Annotated in this window: 16 protein-coding genes; 15 read left to right on the top strand and 1 reads right to left on the bottom strand. The window is 59.1% G+C overall.

Features of this window, described 5'->3' with window-relative positions; translation table 11 throughout:
* The first annotated feature begins 67 nt into the window (after positions 1–67).
* From BFL40_RS10925 to BFL40_RS10880, 10 genes are all read left to right on the top strand, one after another.
* Positions 68–1066, top strand: a complete 999-nt coding sequence (locus BFL40_RS10925; RefSeq protein WP_071483994.1) for an alpha/beta fold hydrolase — start codon at positions 68–70, stop codon at positions 1064–1066.
* Positions 1067–1383: 317 nt separating this feature from the next.
* Positions 1384–2664, top strand: a complete 1281-nt coding sequence (locus BFL40_RS10920; protein WP_071483993.1) for an alkane 1-monooxygenase — start codon at positions 1384–1386, stop codon at positions 2662–2664.
* A 132-nt stretch (positions 2665–2796) separates the two neighbouring features.
* A complete protein-coding gene (gene praA, locus BFL40_RS10915) occupies positions 2797–3291 on the top strand; it encodes an alkane oxidation protein activator PraA (protein WP_071483992.1) in 495 nt (164 codons plus the stop codon).
* A gap of 131 nt (positions 3292–3422) precedes the next feature.
* The gene (praB, locus tag BFL40_RS10910) at positions 3423–3926 is read left to right on the top strand and encodes an alkane oxidation protein activator PraB (RefSeq protein WP_071483991.1); all 504 of its coding nucleotides are present in this window, start codon (positions 3423–3425) and stop codon (positions 3924–3926) included.
* A 120-nt stretch (positions 3927–4046) separates the two neighbouring features.
* Positions 4047–5498 (top strand): outer membrane protein transport protein, encoded by a 1452-nt coding sequence (locus tag BFL40_RS10905; RefSeq protein ID WP_071483990.1) that lies wholly within the window; start codon positions 4047–4049, stop codon positions 5496–5498.
* A 234-nt stretch (positions 5499–5732) separates the two neighbouring features.
* On the top strand, positions 5733–8261 hold the full coding sequence (locus BFL40_RS10900) for an acyl-CoA dehydrogenase (protein WP_071483989.1): 2529 nt from the start codon (positions 5733–5735) through the stop codon (positions 8259–8261).
* Positions 8262–8395: 134 nt separating this feature from the next.
* Positions 8396–9739, top strand: a complete 1344-nt coding sequence (locus BFL40_RS10895) for a 3-oxoacyl-ACP reductase (protein ID WP_071483988.1) — start codon at positions 8396–8398, stop codon at positions 9737–9739.
* Between the two features lie 3 nt (positions 9740–9742).
* Positions 9743–10633 carry a MaoC/PaaZ C-terminal domain-containing protein gene (locus BFL40_RS10890; protein ID WP_071483987.1) on the top strand — a complete coding sequence of 297 codons (891 nt, stop codon included), beginning with the start codon at positions 9743–9745 and terminating at the stop codon, positions 10631–10633.
* A 9-nt stretch (positions 10634–10642) separates the two neighbouring features.
* Positions 10643–11941, top strand: coding sequence for an acetyl-CoA C-acetyltransferase (locus BFL40_RS10885; protein WP_071483986.1), 1299 nt, complete (start codon positions 10643–10645; stop codon positions 11939–11941).
* A 31-nt stretch (positions 11942–11972) separates the two neighbouring features.
* Positions 11973–13676: an AMP-binding protein gene (locus BFL40_RS10880; protein WP_071483985.1), complete on the top strand. Its 1704-nt coding sequence runs from the start codon at positions 11973–11975 to the stop codon at positions 13674–13676.
* A 428-nt stretch (positions 13677–14104) separates the two neighbouring features.
* Here BFL40_RS10880 and BFL40_RS10875 read toward each other — a convergent pair whose 3' ends face one another.
* Positions 14105–15220, bottom strand: a complete 1116-nt coding sequence (locus tag BFL40_RS10875; RefSeq protein ID WP_071483984.1) for a Gfo/Idh/MocA family protein — start codon at positions 15218–15220, stop codon at positions 14105–14107.
* A 310-nt stretch (positions 15221–15530) separates the two neighbouring features.
* Between BFL40_RS10875 and BFL40_RS10870 the strand changes: the two genes are divergently transcribed.
* The 5 genes from BFL40_RS10870 (at position 15531) to BFL40_RS10850 (ending at position 20873) form a co-directional block, all read left to right on the top strand.
* Entirely contained in the window at positions 15531–16571 is a 1041-nt protein-coding gene (locus BFL40_RS10870; RefSeq protein WP_174555617.1) for a WD40/YVTN/BNR-like repeat-containing protein, read from the top strand.
* 15 nt (positions 16572–16586) lie between these two features.
* Positions 16587–18962 (top strand): efflux RND transporter permease subunit, encoded by a 2376-nt coding sequence (locus BFL40_RS10865; protein WP_071483982.1) that lies wholly within the window; start codon positions 16587–16589, stop codon positions 18960–18962.
* 116 nt (positions 18963–19078) lie between these two features.
* Positions 19079–19375: a DUF5629 family protein gene (locus BFL40_RS10860; protein WP_071483981.1), complete on the top strand. Its 297-nt coding sequence runs from the start codon at positions 19079–19081 to the stop codon at positions 19373–19375.
* Positions 19362–20537 (top strand): lactonase family protein, encoded by a 1176-nt coding sequence (locus tag BFL40_RS10855; RefSeq protein ID WP_071483980.1) that lies wholly within the window; start codon positions 19362–19364, stop codon positions 20535–20537. Before BFL40_RS10860 ends, BFL40_RS10855 begins: the two co-directional genes overlap by 14 nt.
* A 156-nt stretch (positions 20538–20693) precedes the next feature.
* Positions 20694–20873, top strand: a complete 180-nt coding sequence (locus BFL40_RS10850; protein WP_071483979.1) for a hypothetical protein — start codon at positions 20694–20696, stop codon at positions 20871–20873.
* Positions 20874–20893 lie beyond the last annotated feature (20 nt).

Raw genomic sequence — 20893 nt, 5'->3', positions numbered from 1 at the left:
GACGATGGCTGAGGCCTTGATCAATTCCGGTCGGGTCGCCAGCGGCAGGGAAGCAGAGGACCGAGCTATGGCTGTCGAATGGGTTGTCGCTGCGGCTGTGTTAGTAGGTGCGAGCGCAGTGTTGTGGGGTTTCAGCGCCTGGATGACACGGCGCATTGAAGCGGCCGTTCCGATCAACGGGCGCTTCGTGGAAATCGACGGTGAGCGTTTCCACTATGTAGAGGAGGGTAAAGGCCCACCGCTGCTGATGATTCATGGGCTGATGGGCAGCAGTCGCAACCTGACCTATGCCTTGTCCGGTCAGTTGCGTGAACGCTTTCGGGTGATCACGGTTGATCGTCCAGGTTCAGGCTATTCCACCCGGCACACCGGCACGGCGGCAGACCTGCCGGCCCAGGCCCGACAAATTGCTGGCTTTATCAAGACACTGGACCTGGATAAACCGCTGGTATTGGGGCATTCCCTGGGTGGTGCAATTTCCTTGGCGCTGGCGCTTGACCATCCCCATGCAGTGTCGGGGTTGATCCTGGTGGCGCCGCTGACCCACCCCCAACGCATGCTGCCGATGGTGTTCTTGTCATTGGCGGTGCGCCCGGCCTGGTTGCGGCGGTGGATGTCGCGCACCCTGACCATGCCGATCGGCCTGCTGACAAAAGGTGCGGTGGTCAAGGGCGTGTTCGCGCCCGACACCGCGCCGCCAGACTTCGCCACGCGCGGTGGCGGGCTGCTCGGTATGCGTCCTGACAACTTCTATGCCGCCTCCAGCGAGATCAACCTCGTCAATGATGACCTGCCGGATATGGTCAAGCGCTACGCGCAACTGACCCTGCCGATCGGGCTGATTTATGGCGCGCAAGACAAGGTGCTGGACTTCCAAAAGCATGGCCAGGCATTGGCGAGCAAGGTGCCAGGGCTGAAGTTGCAGGTGGTGGAAGGGCGTGGCCATATGTTGCCGATCACCGCCACAGAGCGCGTGGCTGCGGTGGTGGAGCAGGTTGCGAAGCGCGTCCGGCAACCGGAAAGCGCCATGGTCTTGCATCCGCCCTTTGCCCTGGCGAGCAAATAATTGTGCCATCCAATTCGCGGTTCAACGGCGTCGATGCCTGCTTTAGACACCTGACCAAACGGCTGAAAAAGAGACTGCCCGGTCACGTAAAAAAGGCTCCGAGAAAATAGTTGACGACCTAACGATTCCGCGCTATTTATTTAAAAAATTATTTCAATGTCTAATTTGAAACAATTTTTGAAATGCCTAAGAGCGAATAAAATAATGAAAAAAACGTCTTTTATCGCATGGTTGATTTCTCGGGGCAGTCAGCGCTCCGTGGACCTGTTTATGACTCAATGTACTGCCCTGCCAATCCGCCTTGTCCGGAGGCTGCCATGAATCAGACCCTGGCAACCCCGCACGTTTGGACCGACGGCAAACGCCATCTGTGGTGGCTTGGCATTATGCCTTTGGCAACCCCATTGCTCTCCGGCGCCCTAGCCATCACTACCGGTGTACAACAGCTGTGGTGGGTCGGTGTATTGGTGATCTTTGGCCTGATCCCCTTGATCGACGGTCTGCTCGGTGAGGACGTCAGCAACCCACCCGAGTCCGCTGTCAGCAACCTCGAATCCCAAAGCTACTACCGCTGGATCGTCTACACCGGTGTGCTGTTCGTCATCTCATCCCTGGTGATTACCGGCTGGCTGGCCGCAGGCGGTATCGACTGGATCATCAATGGCGGCCTGCTGCACGCCACCGCAACACTCGATCCTTCGAGCTGGATTGCGCAAACCGCTGCATTTATCACTGCGCGCACCGAGTTGCACGGCGAGGTCAGCTGGTTCACTTACCTGGGCATGGCGATGTCTACCGGCGCCGCCACCGGGATCGCGATCAATACTGCGCATGAGCTGGGGCACAAGCCCAAGCCGCTGGAAGTGTTCCTGGCCAAAGTCACCCTGGCACCGACGTTCTACGGGCACTTCTACACCGAACACAACCGTGGTCATCACGTGCGTGTCGCCACCCCGGAAGATCCGGCCAGCTCGCGCCTGGGTGAGAGTTTCTGGGCCTTCCTGCCGCGCTCGGTGTGGTTCAGTGCGTATTCGGCCTGGAACCTGGAACGTGAGCGCCTGAGCAAACTTGGCCTGCCGGCCTTGCACTGGAAGAACGCCGTGCTCAGTGCCTGGATGTACAGCGTGGTGTTGTGGGGCGCGATGATTGCCTGGCTGGGGGTGGCGGTGATTCCGTTCCTGATCATTCAAGGCATCTACGGTTTTTCGTTGCTGGAAGTGGTGAACTACGTCGAGCACTACGGCCTTAAACGTCAGAAGTTACCCAATGGCCGTTATGAGCGTTGCTCGCCTCGGCACTCTTGGAACAGTAATAGGATTGTCACCAATATCTTTCTGTTTCAATTACAGCGGCACTCCGATCACCATGCCAACCCCACGCGTAGTTATCAGTCGTTGCGCCACTTTGATGAGTCGCCGCAACTGCCTTACGGTTACGCGAGCATGATTGTCTGGGCCTACGTGCCTTACTTATGGCGACGTCGCATGGACCATCGGGTACTGAATCATTATTCGGGGGACATTACCCTGACCAATCTTCAACCGTCACAACGTTTGAAGTACTTGGAAAAATACAGTAACAGCGCCAGACCGTTCTGATGTGAATTGAAGTGAGTGGGCGTACTCGGGATCTGTGTATCGCGCAGGTTTATATCGCCTAAGGTTTACCGATTTCGTGGCAAGAAAGTTGTTTGACCCTACAACAATAATTTCAAGGGAAGGACGTACACCATGCATAGCCCTGCCAAGTTCACCACGCATATCGTATTGGCCGCCCTGGGCCTGATTGTTTATCACCAAGCCCAGGCTGCACGTATCGAACCCGCCGGCAGTGCCTTTACTGCCCAAGGTCCCATCAGTTTTTCCAAAGGCGCGCTGATCAGCGCCGACTGCACCATCAAGGTCGCCGGCAAGGTGGCGGCCGATGGTGCCTCGGTGAATGTCGACAAAGTTGAGTTCGATGGCGGTCTCAAGTGCAGCCGTGTCGAAGCGATTAACTTGCCGTGGGTATTAGTTGCCAAAGATACAAAAAGCGGTTCCATGTCGAAGATCAGCGTAGATGTTCACGCGTTCGGCCTGGGCGGTAAGTGCGGTCCCTCTACCGCCGACGGTACGTGGGATAACGCCACCGGTAAGTTGGAAGCCGCGAATGTACCGATTGGCGAAGACTGCACCATAAAAACGGTGTCGATCAAGATGCCGCCGACTTTCAAGGTCGTTGAGTAATACCCCCAGAATGTGTAGCGGTAAATGAATTGAAATTTGGCTGGAAAGGGAAGTTCTGCAGATTCACCGTGACCTCTCGTTCATGGCCATTACCCCGGCGAATGACTCGCCATTACATGTGAGGAACAATAATGAAAAGCTTGAAAACCCTCGTTTGTGTAACTTCGTTTGCTCTGTGCGTTGGTGCGGCTTCGATGGCCAGTGCGGCTTCGATCAGCCCTGAAGGTCCTTTCACCACCACCGCAGGCTCCATCGTGGTGCAGTCACCGTCTTCATTCGGGGGCTCTGTGACGTGTGGCATTACTTTCAGCGGTAACGTCAGTGGCGGCATTGCCACCATCAACAACGCGGCGCTGACCGGTGGTGGTCTGTGCAGTCTGCCAACCCTGAAAAGCATCCCGTCGCCGGGCTGGAAGCTGACCGCATTGTCGGGCACCACAGGCCAAGTGGATAACGTTGGTTACACCATCAAAAAGACCATCATCATTCCTGGCACTGATTGCGGCCCAACCTCAATCAACGTGGTTTGGGACGCTGCGGCTCACACTCTGACAGCGTCCAACCAGGCACTGAGTGGCGGCTGCAACATTGTGTCGCTGACCACGACTGCCAGCGGTCTGACTGTTAACCCATAACGCCCCCGCGTTGCAGAACAAAGGGTTGATCACCCGTTGAAAGGCCGGCGCCTCGCCAGAGGTGCCGGCTGACGTGGAAAGCCGGCAATGCCGGACGCGCATAATAATAAGGAGTGCCGCATGATCACTAAGAAACAACAGGCTAAAACACTGCTGGGGCTGGCAATACTGGGGGGGCTGATGAGCACCGCGCCCGTACAGGCAGGTGGTTTCTCTACGCCGACTTACGGTGCCCCTGGCTGGGGTCGGGCGTTCGGCGGCGGTTCTCTGTTCAAGAACGACCCAAGTTCTGCGTACAACAACCCAGCGGCCATGGCGTTTGTCGACCAAGCCGTCGTGCAACAGACCGTCGACTATGCCCGGGTCAAGATCAAATACAGCGGCCAGGCTTACGATTACCAAGGTAATCCAGTCACCAATACTGCGGTGATGCCGGATGGCAGCTTTGATCCGAGTACTGCAACGGTTAACCATAATGATGGTGGCCAAGGCGGTTTCACCGCATGGCTGCCCACCGGTTTTCTGGTTATCCCGATCGGTGACCGCTTTGCATTCGGCCTCAGTCAGGTCGTGCCGCAAGGTATGCGTACCACATGGGATGAAAACTCCAAGTTCCGCGACTTCGCCGTGGACACCAAAATTGAAACCGTCGGCCTGACGGGTTCCTTATCCTTCAAAGTGCGCGACGATTTCTCCATCGGTGGTGGCTTGATCGTCCAGCGTAGCCAAGGTTTCGTCAGCCAGAACGTCGACCTGTTTTCGGCAGCCTCGGTCTCTCCAGGCTTGGGTAACGGGGCGTTTCCGCCAGGCGTCGGTACCGCACTGATGCGCGTCAAAGTCGACAATGTCTCTGTCGGCTGGTTTACCGGCATTGTCTGGAAGCCGACTGATCAGGATTCGCTGGGCGTTAACTACCACGCCAAAATCAAAAACAAGATGACCGGTAAGTACAACATCCGGGCTGATGCATTGAATAACGGCTTGATGACGGATGACACGATCTTCGGTAACGGTAAAACACTGGTCGAAACGGCTTACCCTGGGCTGAAGTTGTATCCCAATGGTGCCAACGCCAGCACTCAGTTGGATATTCCCGCCACTGCCGCGTTTGACTGGGTGCACCAGTTCAACGACCGTTGGACCTTGGGCGTCAGCGCCATGTGGACCCAATGGTCATCCTTCAAGGACCTGACACTCAAATCCGATGGGTCGACGATCGTCGCCATTCCCTATAACTACAAGGACGCCTGGATGTACTCCCTGGGTGGCGACTTCAGGGCCACGGATGAGCTGACCTTGCGGGCCGGTGTGGCGTATGACCAGACCCCGACCCGTAACTCGACGCGCGACCCACGTATCCCTGACGGCAACCGCTATTTTGCGTCGCTGGGCGCCGGTTACGACATCAAGGCCATTCCCGGCTTGACGTTGGATGCCGCGTATTCGCACCAGTTTGTCGAGAAGGTCAATATCAGGACCCAGAACATCGATCGTCTTGGTGGTGGCCGACTCGACGGTACGGCCGAGTCCTCAGGCGACATCGTCAGCGTGTCCGCCACTTACAAGTTCTAAGCAAGCTTTGCAGCGAGCACCCAGCGCATCTTGGTGTTCGCTGCATAAACCCTCTTGATTGTTGATCAAACAGGCTGACTCGTTCAGGCCTTATTTTTTTGCCAATGCATTAAATAAAAATTTCAAAACAAAATTTGAATTTATCTTTTCAAGTTTGTAGTGTGGCTTTACGCCGCAGGTCATTCCGATCTGGCTGGGCGCTGGCCGTACCCTGAATTGAGTAGAGGTATCCCCATGGTTATCTGGTTATTGGCGGGACTCGCAGCAGCGATTGCCCTGGCGTATCGACAAGCCGCTGCCACCCTTTGGCTGGGTGTTGGCCTGATATGGCTGGCGGTTGGTTACCTGTTCAACGTGGTGGCCGGTCTTGGCACCACAATCGCGGCGGTGCTGGTGGTATTGCCGGCGCTGCTGCTGACGATCAAACCGCTGCGCCGCACGCTGTTGACCAGTAAGGCGCTGGCGCTGTTTCGCACGATCATGCCGGCGATGTCCGACACCGAACGCGCCGCCATCGAGTCCGGCACCGTGTGGTGGGACGCCGAGTTGTTCAGCGGCAAACCAGACTGGAAGCGTCTGCTGCAAGCCGCACCGGCCAGCCTGAGCGCGGAAGAGCAAGCCTTTCTCGACAACGAAGTCGAAACCCTTTGTGACATCGCCAACGACTGGGAAACCACCCAGGTCTGGCAAGACATGTCCCCCGAAGGCTGGCAGTACACCAAGGATGCCGGGTTCCTCGGCATGATCATTCCCAAGCAGTACGGTGGCAAAGGCTTCTCCCACTATGCGCATTCCCAGGTGGTGATGAAGCTGTCGACACGCTGCTCGGCGGCGGCGATTTCGGTGATGGTGCCCAACTCGCTGGGCCCGGCCGAGCTGCTCTTGCACTACGGCACGGATGCCCAGCGCAATTACTACTTACCGCGATTGGCCCGTGGTGAAGATATCCCGTGCTTTGCGCTGACCAGCCCCTATGCAGGTTCTGATGCGGGTGCGATTCCGGACCTGGGCATCGTCTGCAAAGGCCTGCACGAAGGCGAGGAAGTGCTGGGCTTCAAGGTGACTTGGGACAAGCGCTACATCACGCTTGGCCCGATCGCCACGGTGCTCGGCCTGGCGTTTCGCGCAGAAGACCCTGAAGGTTTGTTGGGCGCTCCCGGTTCCTTGGGGATCACTTGCGCGTTGATCCCAACCTCTCACCCCGGTGTCAACAGCGGTCGGCGTCACTGGCCGTTGAACGCGGTGTTCCAGAACGGCCCAACCACCGGCAAGGATGTGTTCATTCCGTTGGAATGGGTGATCGGCGGACGCGAACAAGTCGGCAACGGCTGGCGCATGTTGATGGAATGCTTGGCGGCTGGCCGGGCGATTTCCCTGCCATCGGCCAACGTCGGTCTGGGCAAGGTCGCGGTACGCGGCACCACCGCCTATGCGGCGATGCGTAAACAGTTCGGCCTGCCCATCGGCAAGTTCGAAGGGGTGCAGGCGCCATTGGCGCGTATGGCCGGGCATCTATATGCCTGCGATGCGGTGCGCAAAGTGTCGGTGGCGTCCCTGGATGCGGGGGAGAAACCGTCGGTGATTTCGGCCATTGCCAAGTACCACGTCACTGAGCGCGCGCGGATTATTGTCAATGACGGCATGGACATCGTCGCGGGCAAGGGCATCTGCATGGGCCCGAATAATTTCCTGGCACGCGCTTATCAGCAAAGCCCCATCGCGATCACGGTAGAGGGTGCGAACATCATGACCCGCTGCCTGATCATCTTTGGCCAGGGGCTGATCCGCTGCCATCCCTATGTTTTCCGCGAGATGGAAGCGGCGCGCAACCCTGACCGGCGCAAGGCGTTGGCAGCGTTCGACAGCGCAATGTTCGGCCATGTGAGCTTTGTGCTGGCCAATACCGTACGCGCGGCTGTGCATTCGCTGACCGCCGGCCGCTTGCTTTCCGCACCGGCCAAGACCGACCCGGCGCTGGCGTCCTACTACCGCCAGGCCAATCGTCTGTCGGTGGTGTTGGCGCTGATCTCGGATGTCTCCATGGGCGTGTTGGGCGGCGCCCTCAAGCGCAAGGAAAGTATCACTGGGCGCTTGGGCGATATTCTGTCGCAGCTGTACATCTTGTCTTGCGTGCTCAAGCGTTTCGAGGACGACGGCAGGCCACAAGCGGACCTGCCTCTGGTGCACTGGTCGGCCCAGGACGCATTGCTGCGCGCCCATGAAGCCCTCGCCGAAGTGCTCGACAACTACCCCTCGAAAGTCGCAGCAGCAGTGGTGCGAGGCTTGAGTTTCCCGTTTGGTATCCCGCTGCGTAAACCGTCGGATCGACTGTTGGCCCAAGTGGCTGAAGTGGTGCAAACCCCCGGCGAAACGCGCGACCGCTTGCTGGCCAATTCCTACATCCCACGTCCGGAAATCGACAAGTTGGCTTACGGCGAGTTGGGTTTCCGTTTGTTGCCGCAAGTGGAGCTTATCGACGCTCGCCTCAAGTCTGCCGTCAAACAAGGCCTGATCGAACCCATGCCGATTTCCGCCACAGCGTTCACCGGCTGGCGCGTCAAGGCACGAGCACTGGACCTGATCAGTGATGACGAAGAGGCCTTGCTGGCGCGCTATGTGGAATACGCCGATCACGGCATCCAGGTCGACGATTTCCCGCAGGACTTCGGTTTGCTGGAGGCGCTGCAGCAGCGTCAGCAGGCGTTGGCCAAGCCAGCGGCAAAGCGCCGTAGTAGCCAAGGCGAAAACGCCTCGGTCAATTAGAAGAAACCCAGTCAGTGTGGGAACCGACCTGCCTGCGATGACGGTGGTGAATGACACACCGCTATCGCAGGTAAGCCAGCTCCCCCATGTGATCGGGTTTACACGTCCGGATTGTGTTGTGAGTGAATGTCTTTATGAGTGACAGCTACCTATCGTTCGTCAATTCCCCCTGGGGCCGTCGTCTGGCCCAGGCCATCGGTTTGCCGCAACCCTTGTCGCTGCAACGTCATCGCAGCGGCCAACCGGGGCTGGCCAACCCGGTGATTGTCGCTGGGTCAGGGCGCCTTACTACGCAGGTGCAACAGATCTTCAGCGCCACCGACACGGTCGTCGCTACTCCAGCGACCCTCAAGGCGCCTTCCACGGTCAAGGTGCAGGGCGCGGTGTACGACGCCAGTGGCGTGGTCGATTTGCAGCAGCTCGACGAGATTTACGTATTCTTCCACGCCAATGCCAAGCGCCTCGCCCACCATGGCCGCGTGGTGGTGCTCGGCACGGCGCCGGAACATTGCAAAGACCTGCCCCAAGCCATCGCCCAACGCGCGCTTGAAGGCCTGGTGCGTTCGCTGGCCAAGGAGTTGCGCCGGGCGATCACCGTGCAATTGATCTACGTGGCGCCGGGTGCCGAAGACGCACTGGACAGCAGCCTGCGGTTCTTCCTGTCGCGCCGTTCGGCTTATGTGTCGGGGCAAGTGGTGCGTCTGGAAAAACCGGTGGATGACAACAAAGCAATCAACTGGGAAAAACCCTTCGCCGGTCAGCGTGCGCTGGTCACCGGCGCGTCCCGTGGTATCGGCTTGGCGATCGCCCAAGTGTTGGCGCGGGACGGCGCCCATGTGGTGTGCGTGGACGTGCCTCAAGCCCAGGACGCGCTGCAGCAAGCCGCGACAGGCGTGGGCGGCTCAGCGTTGCCGTTGGATATCACCGCAGCGGATGCGGCCTCGCTGTTGCAAGCCCATGTCAGCCAATACGGCGCCTTTGACGTGGTGGTGCACAACGCCGGAATCACCCGCGACAAGACCATCGCCAAGATGACCGAAGCGGCCTGGCGCAGCGTACTGGCGGTCAACCTCGAAGCGCCGTTGCAACTGAGCAGCGCGCTGCTGGAAAGCCAGGGGCTGAACCCGGGTGGGCGGATCGTGTGCGTGTCGTCGATTTCCGGCATCGCCGGCAACCTTGGGCAAAGCAACTACGCCACGTCCAAAGCCGGGGTGATTGGCCTGGTACAGGGCTTGGCACCGCGTGCGGCCGCGCAACAGGTCACGGTCAATGCGGTGGCGCCTGGGTTTATCGAAACCCAGATGACCGCGAAAATCCCACTGATGATTCGCGAAGCGGGGCGGCGCATGAACTCGCTGTCCCAGGGCGGCCAGCCGATCGACGTGGCCGAGACCATCGCCTGGTTGGCGCATCCGGCGTCGGGCGGGGTCAACGGCCAAGTCGTGCGTGTGTGTGGCCAAAGTTTGCTGGGAGCCTGAGCCATGGACTATGTGACGCAGATTATCGACCCGCCACCGTCGCGCACCAAGCTGTTGCTGGACGGTGTACGCGCCTTGCGCAAACCCAAGCTCGACGGTACACCGGCGCTACCCCAGGACTGCCTGGTGCGCCCAGCCGTGGAACTGTCACCCACTGGCATCGCTGCATACGGCCGCGCCTGCGGATTTCGTCGCGAGCAGGGTGTGCCGCTGTCCTATCCCCATGTGCTGGCGTTCCCGTTGCACCTGATGCTGCTGACCCGGCCCAGCTTCCCGTACCCGGCCAGTGGCATGGTGCATTTGGCCAATCGCATTCGCCAGCATCAGCGGCTGGAGGAGGGCCAGGCCCTGCGCCTGGAAGTGTATTGCGAGCGCTGGGTGGCCCACCCCAAGGGGCAGGCGCTGAGCATCGCGACTCGGGCCTACAGCGCGGGGACCCTGGTATGGGAAAGCGACAGCCTGTACCTGCGCCGCGACGTGAAAAGCCCGGTCGGTGAGCCGTGGGATGACGTGCTGGCGTTGCAGGAAGACGGCTTGTTGCGCACCCAACGCTGGGTATTACCGGCCGACCTGGGCCGACGATTTGCCAAGGTGTCGGGCGACTTCAACCCGATTCACACCTCGGTGATCGGCGCAAAAATCTTTGGCTTTCGCCGCGCCATCGCCCACGGCATGTGGACGCTGGGCCGCGCGCTCGCAGCCCAGCAACCGCCCGGAGGGTTGGACCAGGCGCAAGCCCATTGCGACTTCAAACTGCCGATCTTCCTGCCCGGCCAAGTCGCCCTGTGGAATCGCCCGGCGACTGGCCCGCGACGGGAGTTTGAGGTGCGCAATTTCGCCGGGGACAAACCGCATATGCGTGGCTTATTTATTTGGAAAGAGAGTCTGGAGTGAGAACCGTCGATGAGTGACTACAGCTTCAACCCGGCCCCGACTCGCCGCGTGGCGATCATCGGCGGCAACCGCATTCCTTTTGCTCGCTCCAACACGGTGTACGCCCACGACAGCAACCAGGATTTGCTGGTGGCCGCGTTGCAAGGCCTGGTGGACCGTTACAACCTGCACGGCCAGCGCCTGGGGGAGTTTGCCGCGGGAGCGGTGATCAAGCATTCGCGGGACTTCAACCTGGCGCGTGAGTCGCTGTTGTCCACCACGTTGTCCCCGCAAACGCCTGCCTACGACGTGCAGCAAGCCTGCGGCACTGGGCTGGAAGCCGCTTTGTTGGTGGCGAATAAAATCGCCCTCGGCCAGATCGAAGTCGGTATTGCCGGTGGTTCCGATACCACCTCCGATGCGCCCATCGGCATTAATGAATCGCTGCGCCATACCTTGCTCGCGGCCAATCGCGCCAAAGGCATGGGCGACAAGTTGAAAGCGTTGCTTAAAGTGCGGCCCTCAATGTTCTTTAAACCGCTGCTGCCACGCAACGGTGAACCGCGCACCGGTTTGTCCATGGGCGAACACTGCGAGGAAATGGCCAAGCGCTGGCAGATCAAACGGCTGGCCCAGGATGAGCTGACCCTCACCAGTCATCAGCGTCTGGATGCGGCGTACAAGCGTGGTTTTTTTGATGACCTGATCAGCCCGCATCGCGGCCTGGCGCGGGATAACAACCTGCGTGCTGATGCCAGCCTGGAAAAGCTTGCCGGATTGTCTCCCGCCTACGACCGGCAAAACGGCACCCTCACAGCGGGCAACTCCACGCCACTGACCGATGGCGCCTCCGTGGTGCTGTTGGCCAGCGAAGCCTGGGCTACCGAACACAATTTGCCGGTGTTGGCCTACTTGCGGACCGGTGAGACGGCGGCGGTGAATTTTGTCGACGGCTCCGAAGGCCTGCTGATGGCCCCGGCCTATGCGGTGCCACGCATGCTCAAGCGCGAGGGCCTGAACTTTGCCGACTTTGACTTCTTCGAGATCCATGAGGCGTTCGCGGCCCAAGTGCTGTGCACGCTCAAGGCCTGGGAAGACCCCGATTACTGCCGCGACCGTCTAGGCTTGGACGCACCGCTGGGCGCTATCGACCGCAGCAAGATGAACGTCAACGGCGGCTCCCTCGGTTGCGGTCACCCGTTTGCCGCCACCGGTGGCCGGCAATTGGCGGCGTTGGCCAAGGCGATCCATGAGCGTGGTGGCGGGCGCGGGCTGATTTCGATCTGTGCGGCAGGTGGGCTGGGCATTACTGCCATCGTCGAGAAGTAGCGCTATCAAAAACAACAATAAGGAGACTGCCATGAACGCTGTAAGCCTGGAACAAACCGAGCGGATCTGGTTGAACGCTTACCTGCCTGGCGTCCCGGCGGACATCGACGCCGGTATCGAGGATTACCCGTCGCTGCGCGAAGTATTCCTGGAGCACCTGGAGAAATTCCGCGAGCGCGTCGCCTACGTCAGCATCGGCACCGAAATGACCTACGCCGACTGGCAGGTGCAAGGCTTCGCGTTCGCCGCGTGGTTGCAGGGCCAGGGTGTGAAGCAGGGCGATCGCGTGGCGCTGATGATGCCTAACTGCTTGCAGTACCCGATCTGCCTGCTGGGCACAATCCTGGCCGGAGCGGTGGTGGTCAACGTCAACCCGCTGTACACCTCCCATGAGCTCAAGCATCTGCTCAAGGACAGCGAAGCCGAAACCGTCGTGATCTTCGAAAACTTCGCCCACACCCTGGAAAAAGTCGTGGCTGGCAGCAGTGTCAAACGCGTGGTGGTGGCGGCCATCGGCGATTTACTTGGCACCCTTAAGGGCGCTGCGATGAACTTCATCCTGCGCAGCGTGCAAAAGCAGGTGCCCAAATTTAATCTGCCTGGCTCGGTGCGTTTCAACCAGGTATTGAAACAGGGGCGGGCGCTGAATCACTTCCCCGTGGCCATGGGCCTCGACGACCTGGCCTTCCTGCAATACACCGGCGGCACCACGGGTGACGCCAAGGGCGTGATGCTCAGCCACCGCAATATCATCGCCAACCTGCTGCAAGCCAAGGCCTGGGTCGGTGATCAACTGGACCAGGACAAACAGGAAACCAACGTCACCCTGCTGCCGCTTTACCACATCTTTTCCCTGACGGTGAATTGCCTGATGTTCATGTGCCTGGGCGGGCGCAACATCCTGATCGCCAACCCGCGTGACGTGAAACGCGTGCAGATGATCCTGCGCAAAGAGCGCTTCAACGGGATTGCCGGGGTTAATACGCTGTTCAATGGTTTGTTGGAGAACAAGGAGTTTTGCGCGCGGGACTTTTCCGACCTGCGCATGGTGATCGCAGGTGGTATGGCCACGCACACGGCGGTGGCCAAGCGTTGGAAAGAAGTCACTGGGCTGCCGATTATCGAGGGTTACGGGCTGACGGAATGTTCACCGGTGGTGAGCATTAGCCCCATCGATATCGCACGCATGCGTGAGATGGAGTTCACCGGTAGCATCGGCGTGCCATTGCCGTCGACCTGGGTGCGTTTTATTCGCGAAGACGGCGGGTTGGCCGACATTGGTGAACAGGGCGAGCTGCAAGTGCGCGGCCCGCAGGTGATGCAGGGGTATTGGAAGCGGCCCAAGGAAACCGCCGAGGTGCTGGATGGCGAAGGGTGGTTGTCGACCGGTGACATTGGGGTGATGGATGAGCGCGGTTATATCCGTCTGGTGGACCGCAAGAAGGACATGATCCTGGTCTCGGGTTTTAACGTGTACCCCAATGAAATCGAAGATGTGGTGGCGTTGCACCCAGGCGTGGGGGAAGTCGCGGCGATCGGTGTGGAAGACAGCGTTACCGGGGAGAAGGTGAAGATCATCGTGGTGCGCAAGGATCCGAACCTGACCCAGGAGCAGATTCTTGCGCATTGTCGGGAATATCTGACGGGGTACAAGATGCCCAAGTATGTGGAATTTCGGACTACTGAGTTGCCCAAGACCACCGTGGGTAAGGTGCTGCGGCGGGCGTTGCGCTGAGTGCTAGGTAGGTTGGGTACATATCCGTTGCTGCGGTAACGGCCTCTATTGGTTCCGCTTTTACAGCCAGCTCTTTCAAGGTCTTTGAAAAACTGGCCATATCTGGCTGATACCAACCAGTGAAGTGCGAACACTGTCCCTGTGGCGAGCGGGCTTGTCGGGTCGCCGCATCGCCCGCGTTGGGTTGCGAAGCGACCCCAAAAGGAAGAATGCGGTGAGTCAGGCACTCTTCGGCTGTTGGTTTTGGGGCTGCTTCGCAGCCCAACGCGGGACAAGCCCGCTCGCCACAGGTTACTTATTGCCTGTTCTACCTAAAGACCTTGAAAGGGCTGGCCGTAAGGGCGGAACCATACTCAGCCGTGACCCAAACAACGGATATGTACTCAGATCACAGGCAAACCAGCTCCCACAAAGGGCAGGGGTAAATTTTAAACCAAGTTCACATTGACCCAGCGCTCTTCGCGAGCAGCCACGCGAATCGCCGTCGCCAACCGCTCCACCTCCCACGCCGCCTCGAAGTCAGTGCCATCCGCGCCTTGGCCAGCCAAAGCCATGATCAACTCCTGCACCTCCAACGTCTTCAACTCGTTGTAACCCAATTGATGCCCCGCAGCCGGGCTGAACGCCGCATAACCAGGCAAGGCCGGACCCGCCAGCAGGCGCTGGAAGCCATCCTGACCAACTCGACACACGCGCAATTCATTCAAGCGCTCCTGATCGAACGCCAGGGTGCCCTGGGTCCCGCTGATTTCAAAGCTCAGGTGGTTTTTGTAGCCATGCTTGAGCCAACTGCTGCTCACCGTGCCGCGCGCACCATTGGCAAAGCGCAGCAGGGCATGCACCTGATCATCCACGGCGATCGGTTTCAAGTTGCCGCTGCCTTTGACCGCAGGGCGCTGGGCGTGGACGGTCTGCGTATCGGCACACACACTGACCACATCACCCACCAGATAGCGTGCCATCGACAGTAGATGGCTGCCCAGGTCTGCCAGCGCGCCACCGGCATGTTCCACTTCGCAGCGCCACGACCAGGGTGAGGCGGGGTCGGCCATAAAGTCTTCGCTGAACTCGCCCTGGAAACTGATGATTTCGCCGAGGTCGCCATTGGCGATCATCTGGCGTGCCAACGCGATCATTGGGTTGTGCTGATAGTTGTAGCCAACCCGTGTCACCACACCCGCCGCACTGGCGGCTTGGCGCATGGCATCGGCCTGTTCCAGGCTGACCGCCAGGGGTTTTTCGCAATACACCGCCTTGCCCGCCGCAATCGCGGCCATGGCCATGGGGTAATGCAAATGGTTGGGGGTGGTGATGGCCACGACGTCGACCTTGGGGTCGTCTATCAACGCTTGCCAGTCGCCATGGGCCTGGGCAAACCCCCAGGCGGTGGCGCAGCGCTGGGCGCGTTCAGTGTCGGCATCGGCCAGGGCGGCCAGCTTGAGGGTTACCGGTAGTTCGAATACCGCGCGGGCGTTGTTGAATGCCAGCGCATGGGCGCGCCCCATGAAGCCCGTGCCAATCAAGCCGATTCCGAGTTCACGCATAGCCGTGGTCCTTTGAATTATTGTTTTCAAGAGTGCTATTAATGGAATAAATATTCCCAAAACTCAATAGATGGAACAAAAATTCATTTATGTGCCGACAATCACCCTGACGAATGCAGCTACATTCAGACGCTGACGAAAGGCCATCAGTTAACAAAAGATAACGTAGCACCGATTGTCAGACGATTCGAAAGCCCGATAGGATGGCTCCTGCTTCCTCCAGGCGCTCTAGATTGCAGGTTTCAGAGCCCGGGAAGGCGTGACGACCTAACAATAATAAATGGGAGAAAGGTCTATGAGTGAGCCTGTCATGGGTTGGGTTGTTTGCCGCCCACGCGCCGCACGCAAGGTTGCGTTGCTGGCCACAGCGCTCTCGCTGCTTGCGGGTGTCGCGTTGTCGACACCTGTGTTGGCAGCCAGCGATACCGTCGCAACGCCTGCGTTTGCGATTGAGTCCCCCAAAGCCGCCAAAGGCCTGATGATCGATGTGGTCCATGCAGGCAAGCGCCTGGTGGCGGTCGGTGATCGTGGGCACATCCTCTATTCCGATGACCAGGGCAGCACCTGGACCCAAGCCAAAGTCCCCACCCGCCAGTTGCTCACGGCGGTATTTTTCGTTGACGACAAACAGGGCTGGGCCGTGGGCCATGATGCGCAAATACTTGCCAGCTCCGACGGCGGCGCCACCTGGACCCAGCAGTACCAGGACCTCAAGCGCGAAGCCCCCTTACTCGATATCTGGTTCAACGACGCCAACCATGGCCTGGCCGTGGGCGCCTACGGCGCGCTGATCGAAACCACCGACGGCGGCAAAACCTGGGAAGACGTCAGCGACCGCCTCGACAACGAAGACCAGTTCCACCTCAACGCCATCGCCAAAATCAAGGATGCCGGCCTGTTTATCGTCGGCGAGCAGGGCAGCATGTTCCGCTCCAGCGACGACGGCCAGACCTGGGAAAAACTTGAAGGCCCCTACGAGGGCTCGTTGTTTGGTGTGATCAGCACCGCCAAACCGCAAACCCTGCTGGCCTTCGGCTTGCGTGGCAATCTTTACCGCTCCACGGATTTTGGGACAACTTGGGAGCAAGTCGAGTTGAACGCGGCGCGGGGTGCGCTGGAGTTTGGCTTGTCGGGCGCGACCTTGCTCGATGACGGCTCCATCGTCGTCGTCGGCAACGGCGGCAGCGTGGTGGTCAGCCATGACGATGGCCAGACGTTCAGTGTTTTCAACCGTCCGGACCGTATTTCACTTTCGGCGGTTACATCGTCGGGCAATGGCAACTTGATCCTCGCGGGGCAGGGTGGCGTGCGTGTCGCCAAACCGACCGGCGCTGAACTCGAAAAACAATAAGAAGGCGGGGAAAGAATGAGCAGTCATCACAACGATAAAGCGACCTTTCTTGAGCGCCTGATCTTCAACAACCGCCCGGCAGTGATCGTGATCTGCCTGCTGGTGAGTATTTTCCTGTTCTGGCAGGCGACGTTGATTCGCCCATCCACCAGCTTTGAAAAGATGATCCCCCTCAAGCACCCCTTCATCGAAAAGATGATGGAACACCGTAACGACTTGGCCAACCTGGGCAACACGGTGCGCATCTCGGTGGAGGCCAAAGACGGTGACATCTTCACCAAGGAGTACATGGAAACCCTGCGGCAGATCAACGACGAGGTGTTCTACATCTCCGGCGTCGATCGTTCTGGCCTCAAGTCGTTGTGGAGCCCCAGCGTACGCTGGACCGAAGTGACCGAAGAAGGCTTTGCCGGCGGTGAAGTGATCCCGCAAAGCTACAACGGTTCGCCGGAAAGCCTCGATCAATTGCGCAACAACGTGCTCAAGTCCGGCCAGGTCGGACGCCTGGTATCCAACGACTTCAAGTCGAGCATCGTCGATATCCCGCTGCTGGAGTCCTACCCGGACCCGCAAGACCAGGGCAAGTTGCTGGCCTTGGACTACCGCAAGTTCTCCCATGAACTCGAAGACAAGATCCGCGACAAATTCGAAGCGCAAAACCCCAACGTCAAAATCCACATCGTCGGCTTTGCCAAGAAGGTCGGCGACCTGATCGACGGCTTGGTGATGGTGGTGATGTTCTTCGGCATTGCGTTCGTCATCACCCTGATTCTGTTGCTGTGGTTCACCAACTGCCTGCGCAGCACCATCGCGGTGTTGAGCACGACCTTGGTGGCGGTGGTCTGGCAGCTTGGGCTGATGCACTTTTTCGGGTTCGGTCTCGATCCGTATTCGATGCTGGTGCCGTTTCTGATCTTTGCCATTGGTATTTCCCATGGCGTGCAGAAGATTAACGGTATCGCCTTGCAATCGAGTGAGGCAGACAACGCGCTGACGGCCGCACGACGTACTTTCCGACAACTGTTCCTGCCGGGGATGATCGCGATTCTGGCGGATGCGGTGGGCTTCATCACGCTGTTGATCATCGACATCGGTGTGATCCGTGAGCTGGCCATCGGCGCCTCCATAGGCGTGGCGGTGATCGTGTTCACCAACCTGATCCTGCTGCCGGTGGCAATCTCCTATGTCGGCATCAGCAAGCGCGCCATTGCCAAGAGCAAGAAAGATGCAAACCGCGAACACTCGTTCTGGCGCCTATTGTCGAATTTTGCCAGCCCGAAAGTCGCGCCGATCTCCATCGCCCTGGCGCTGGTCGCGTTCGGCGGTGGCCTCTGGTACAGCCAGAACCTGAAAATCGGTGACCTTGACCAAGGCGCACCGGAACTGCGCCCGGACTCGCGCTACAACAAAGACAACAACTTCATCATCAGCAACTATTCCACCAGTTCCGACGTGCTGGTGGTGATGGTCAAGACCAAGGCTGAAGGTTGCTCGCGCTATGAAGCCATGGCGCCCATCGACCAACTGATGTGGAAGATGCAGAACACTGAGGGCGTGCAGTCGGCGATTTCGTTGGTCACCGTGTCCAAGCAGATGATCAAGGGCATGAACGAGGGCAACCTGAAATGGGAAACCCTGTCGCGTAACCCCGATGTGCTGAATAACTCCATCGCCCGTGCCGATGGCCTGTACAACAACAACTGCTCCCTGGCGCCGGTGCTGGTGTTCCTCAACGACCACAAGGCCGAAACCCTCGACCGCGCCGTGCATGCGGTGCAGGACTTTGCCAAGGAGAACAACAAGGACGGCCTGGAATTCATCCTCGCTGCCGGTAACGCCGGGATCGAAGCCGCCACCAACGAGGTGATCAAGGAGTCTGAGCTGACTATCCTGATCCTGGTTTACCTGTGTGTGGCCACCATGTGCATGATCACCTTCCGCTCCTGGGCGGCGACCCTGTGCATCGTGCTGCCGCTGGTACTGACCTCGGTGCTGGGCAACGCGTTGATGGCGTTCATGGGCATCGGCGTCAAGGTCGCGACCTTGCCGGTGGTGGCGTTGGGTGTGGGGATTGGCGTGGACTACGGCATCTACATCTACAGCCGCCTGGAAAGCTTCTTGCGCGCCGGCCTGCCGTTGCAAGAGGCTTACTACCAGACGCTCAAGTCCACGGGTAAAGCCGTGCTGTTCACCGGCCTGTGCCTGGCGATCGGCGTGTGCACCTGGATCTTCTCGGCCATCAAATTCCAGGCCGACATGGGCCTGATGCTGACCTTCATGCTGCTGTGGAACATGTTCGGCGCGCTGTGGCTGCTGCCGGCGCTGGCACGGTTTCTGATCAAGCCTGAGAAACTGGCGGGGCAGAAGGGCAATTCGTTGTTTGCTCACTAAACCCTGCTGAAATGCAAAACGCCGTGGCCTGTGCCGCGGCGTTTTGCGTTAGCGGGTTTAGGCCGATGAAACAATTTGACCTATCATGAGTGCTTTCCTCTGAACGACTGATAGTTATGACTGCCGAATCTGCAACCTTGCTCAACACCCTTGCCACCAGCGATATGCTGGAAATCGATGGGCTGCACGCTTTTGAGTTCAGCCTCGATGAGCAGAAGCTGCTGATCATCGCCATGGACGGCCGTGCTGAAAAACGTTGGAGCTTCAGCCTGGAACAGGTTCAAGCAGCCACCTTCGACGACACGTTGCAAAGCTGGACCCTTACCGGTGAATCGGGCGAGCACCGCTTGATCTGCTTGAGCGCCTTCACCGGCAACAATAACGACGAGGATGAAGCGGATGATAATGCGTAAATTCTGGCCCCTGCTGATGGCGGGCAGTGTGGGTGCAATGTCGGTACAGGCAGCGCCCGTCGATACTTATGAACTGTTGGTCGGCAGCTACACCGCCGGCACCAGTGAAGGCATCTACCGCCTGCAGTTCGACAGCCGCACCGGGCAATTCAGCGGTAAACCGGTACTCGCAGCCAAGACGGCCAACCCGTCCTGGCTGACGATCTCTAAAGACCAGAAACATCTGTTTGTGGTCAATGAAAACGGCCCGGGCCAGAAAGACCCGGTCGGCCGCGTGAGCAGCTACAGCATTGATCCGCAGAACCACCAGCTCACCCTGATCAACCAAGTGCAGAGTCTGGGCAACGAGCCGACCCATTCCAGCCTGGCTGCTGATGGGCGTTATCTGTTCGTCGCTAACTATTCGGTGCTGGAAGATCCGGGCGGAAGCCTGGCGGTCCTGCCCGTCGACGCCGCTGGCAAGTTGTCGGCGCCAGTGCAACTGAGCGCCCACCCGGCCAGCCGTGTGAACCCTGAGCGCCAGGCGTCCAACCATGTGCATTCGGTGGTGTCGTCGCCGGACGGCAAATACGTGTTTGTTCAGGACCTGGGGGCAGACAAGGTGTTTGTCTATCACTATGACCCCAAGGCCAATCACGAGCTGCCATTGACTCCGGCCAACCCGGCGTCCGTGCAGTTGCCGCCCGGCAGCGGCCCGCGTCACTTGTTGTTCAGCGCAGACGGCAAGCATGCCTGGCTGACCACTGAGATGAGTGCCCAGGTTGCCGTGTATGACTACAACGACGGTAAGCTCAGCCAAACCCAACTGGTGGATTTCGCCGCCGGCCAACCGGTGTCCGACAAGGCCGGCGCGGCGCTGCATGCGTCAAGCGATGGCAAGTTCTTGTATGTGAGCAATCGCGGTACCGCCAACCAGATGCTGGTGTTCAGCATCGACCCGGCCACCGCGCACCTCAAGGAACTGCAGCGCCGTTCCGTGGAAGGCGACCACCCGCGCGAGTTCAGCCTGGACCCGAGCGGCAAGTTTTTGCTGATCGCCAACCAGAAAAGCAATGAAATCGTGGTGGTTGAACGTGACCCCAAGACCGGCCTGCTGGGTAAAACCGTGCAGAAATTGCCGATCGATGCACCCAGCGACCTCAAGTTCCTGGTGCGTCAATAAGCCACAGGCCCCGCAATGCGGGGCCTGAGCCTTTCTATTAATTCCATTAATAGCGGCTACTGTTTCAAAGCATTTCTAAGGTTCAGCCCTCGGGCGTAAGTTTGGTTCCAAGGCCTTCCCAGGCCACCTAACCAAACGAACACAAGGGCTACCGACATGAACTTCAATCTCTTCTCGATCATCGCTGCTTCCGCTGTTTCCGCCACCGTGGCATTGCCAGCCGCCGCCAGCGTGGAAGTCACCGGCAAAAAATCCAGCACCAGCGCCTACACCCAGAAATACCTGCAACAAAGCGCCAACTTCTACGCTGCACTGGATCACAAAACCCAGCAATGAGCTTGAATTGAGCGACGGTC

Origin of the sequence: Pseudomonas costantinii (assembly GCF_001870435.1) — a bacterium.
Lineage (GTDB): Bacteria > Pseudomonadota > Gammaproteobacteria > Pseudomonadales > Pseudomonadaceae > Aquipseudomonas > Aquipseudomonas costantinii.
This window is presented reverse-complemented; position numbering and strand designations above follow the sequence as displayed.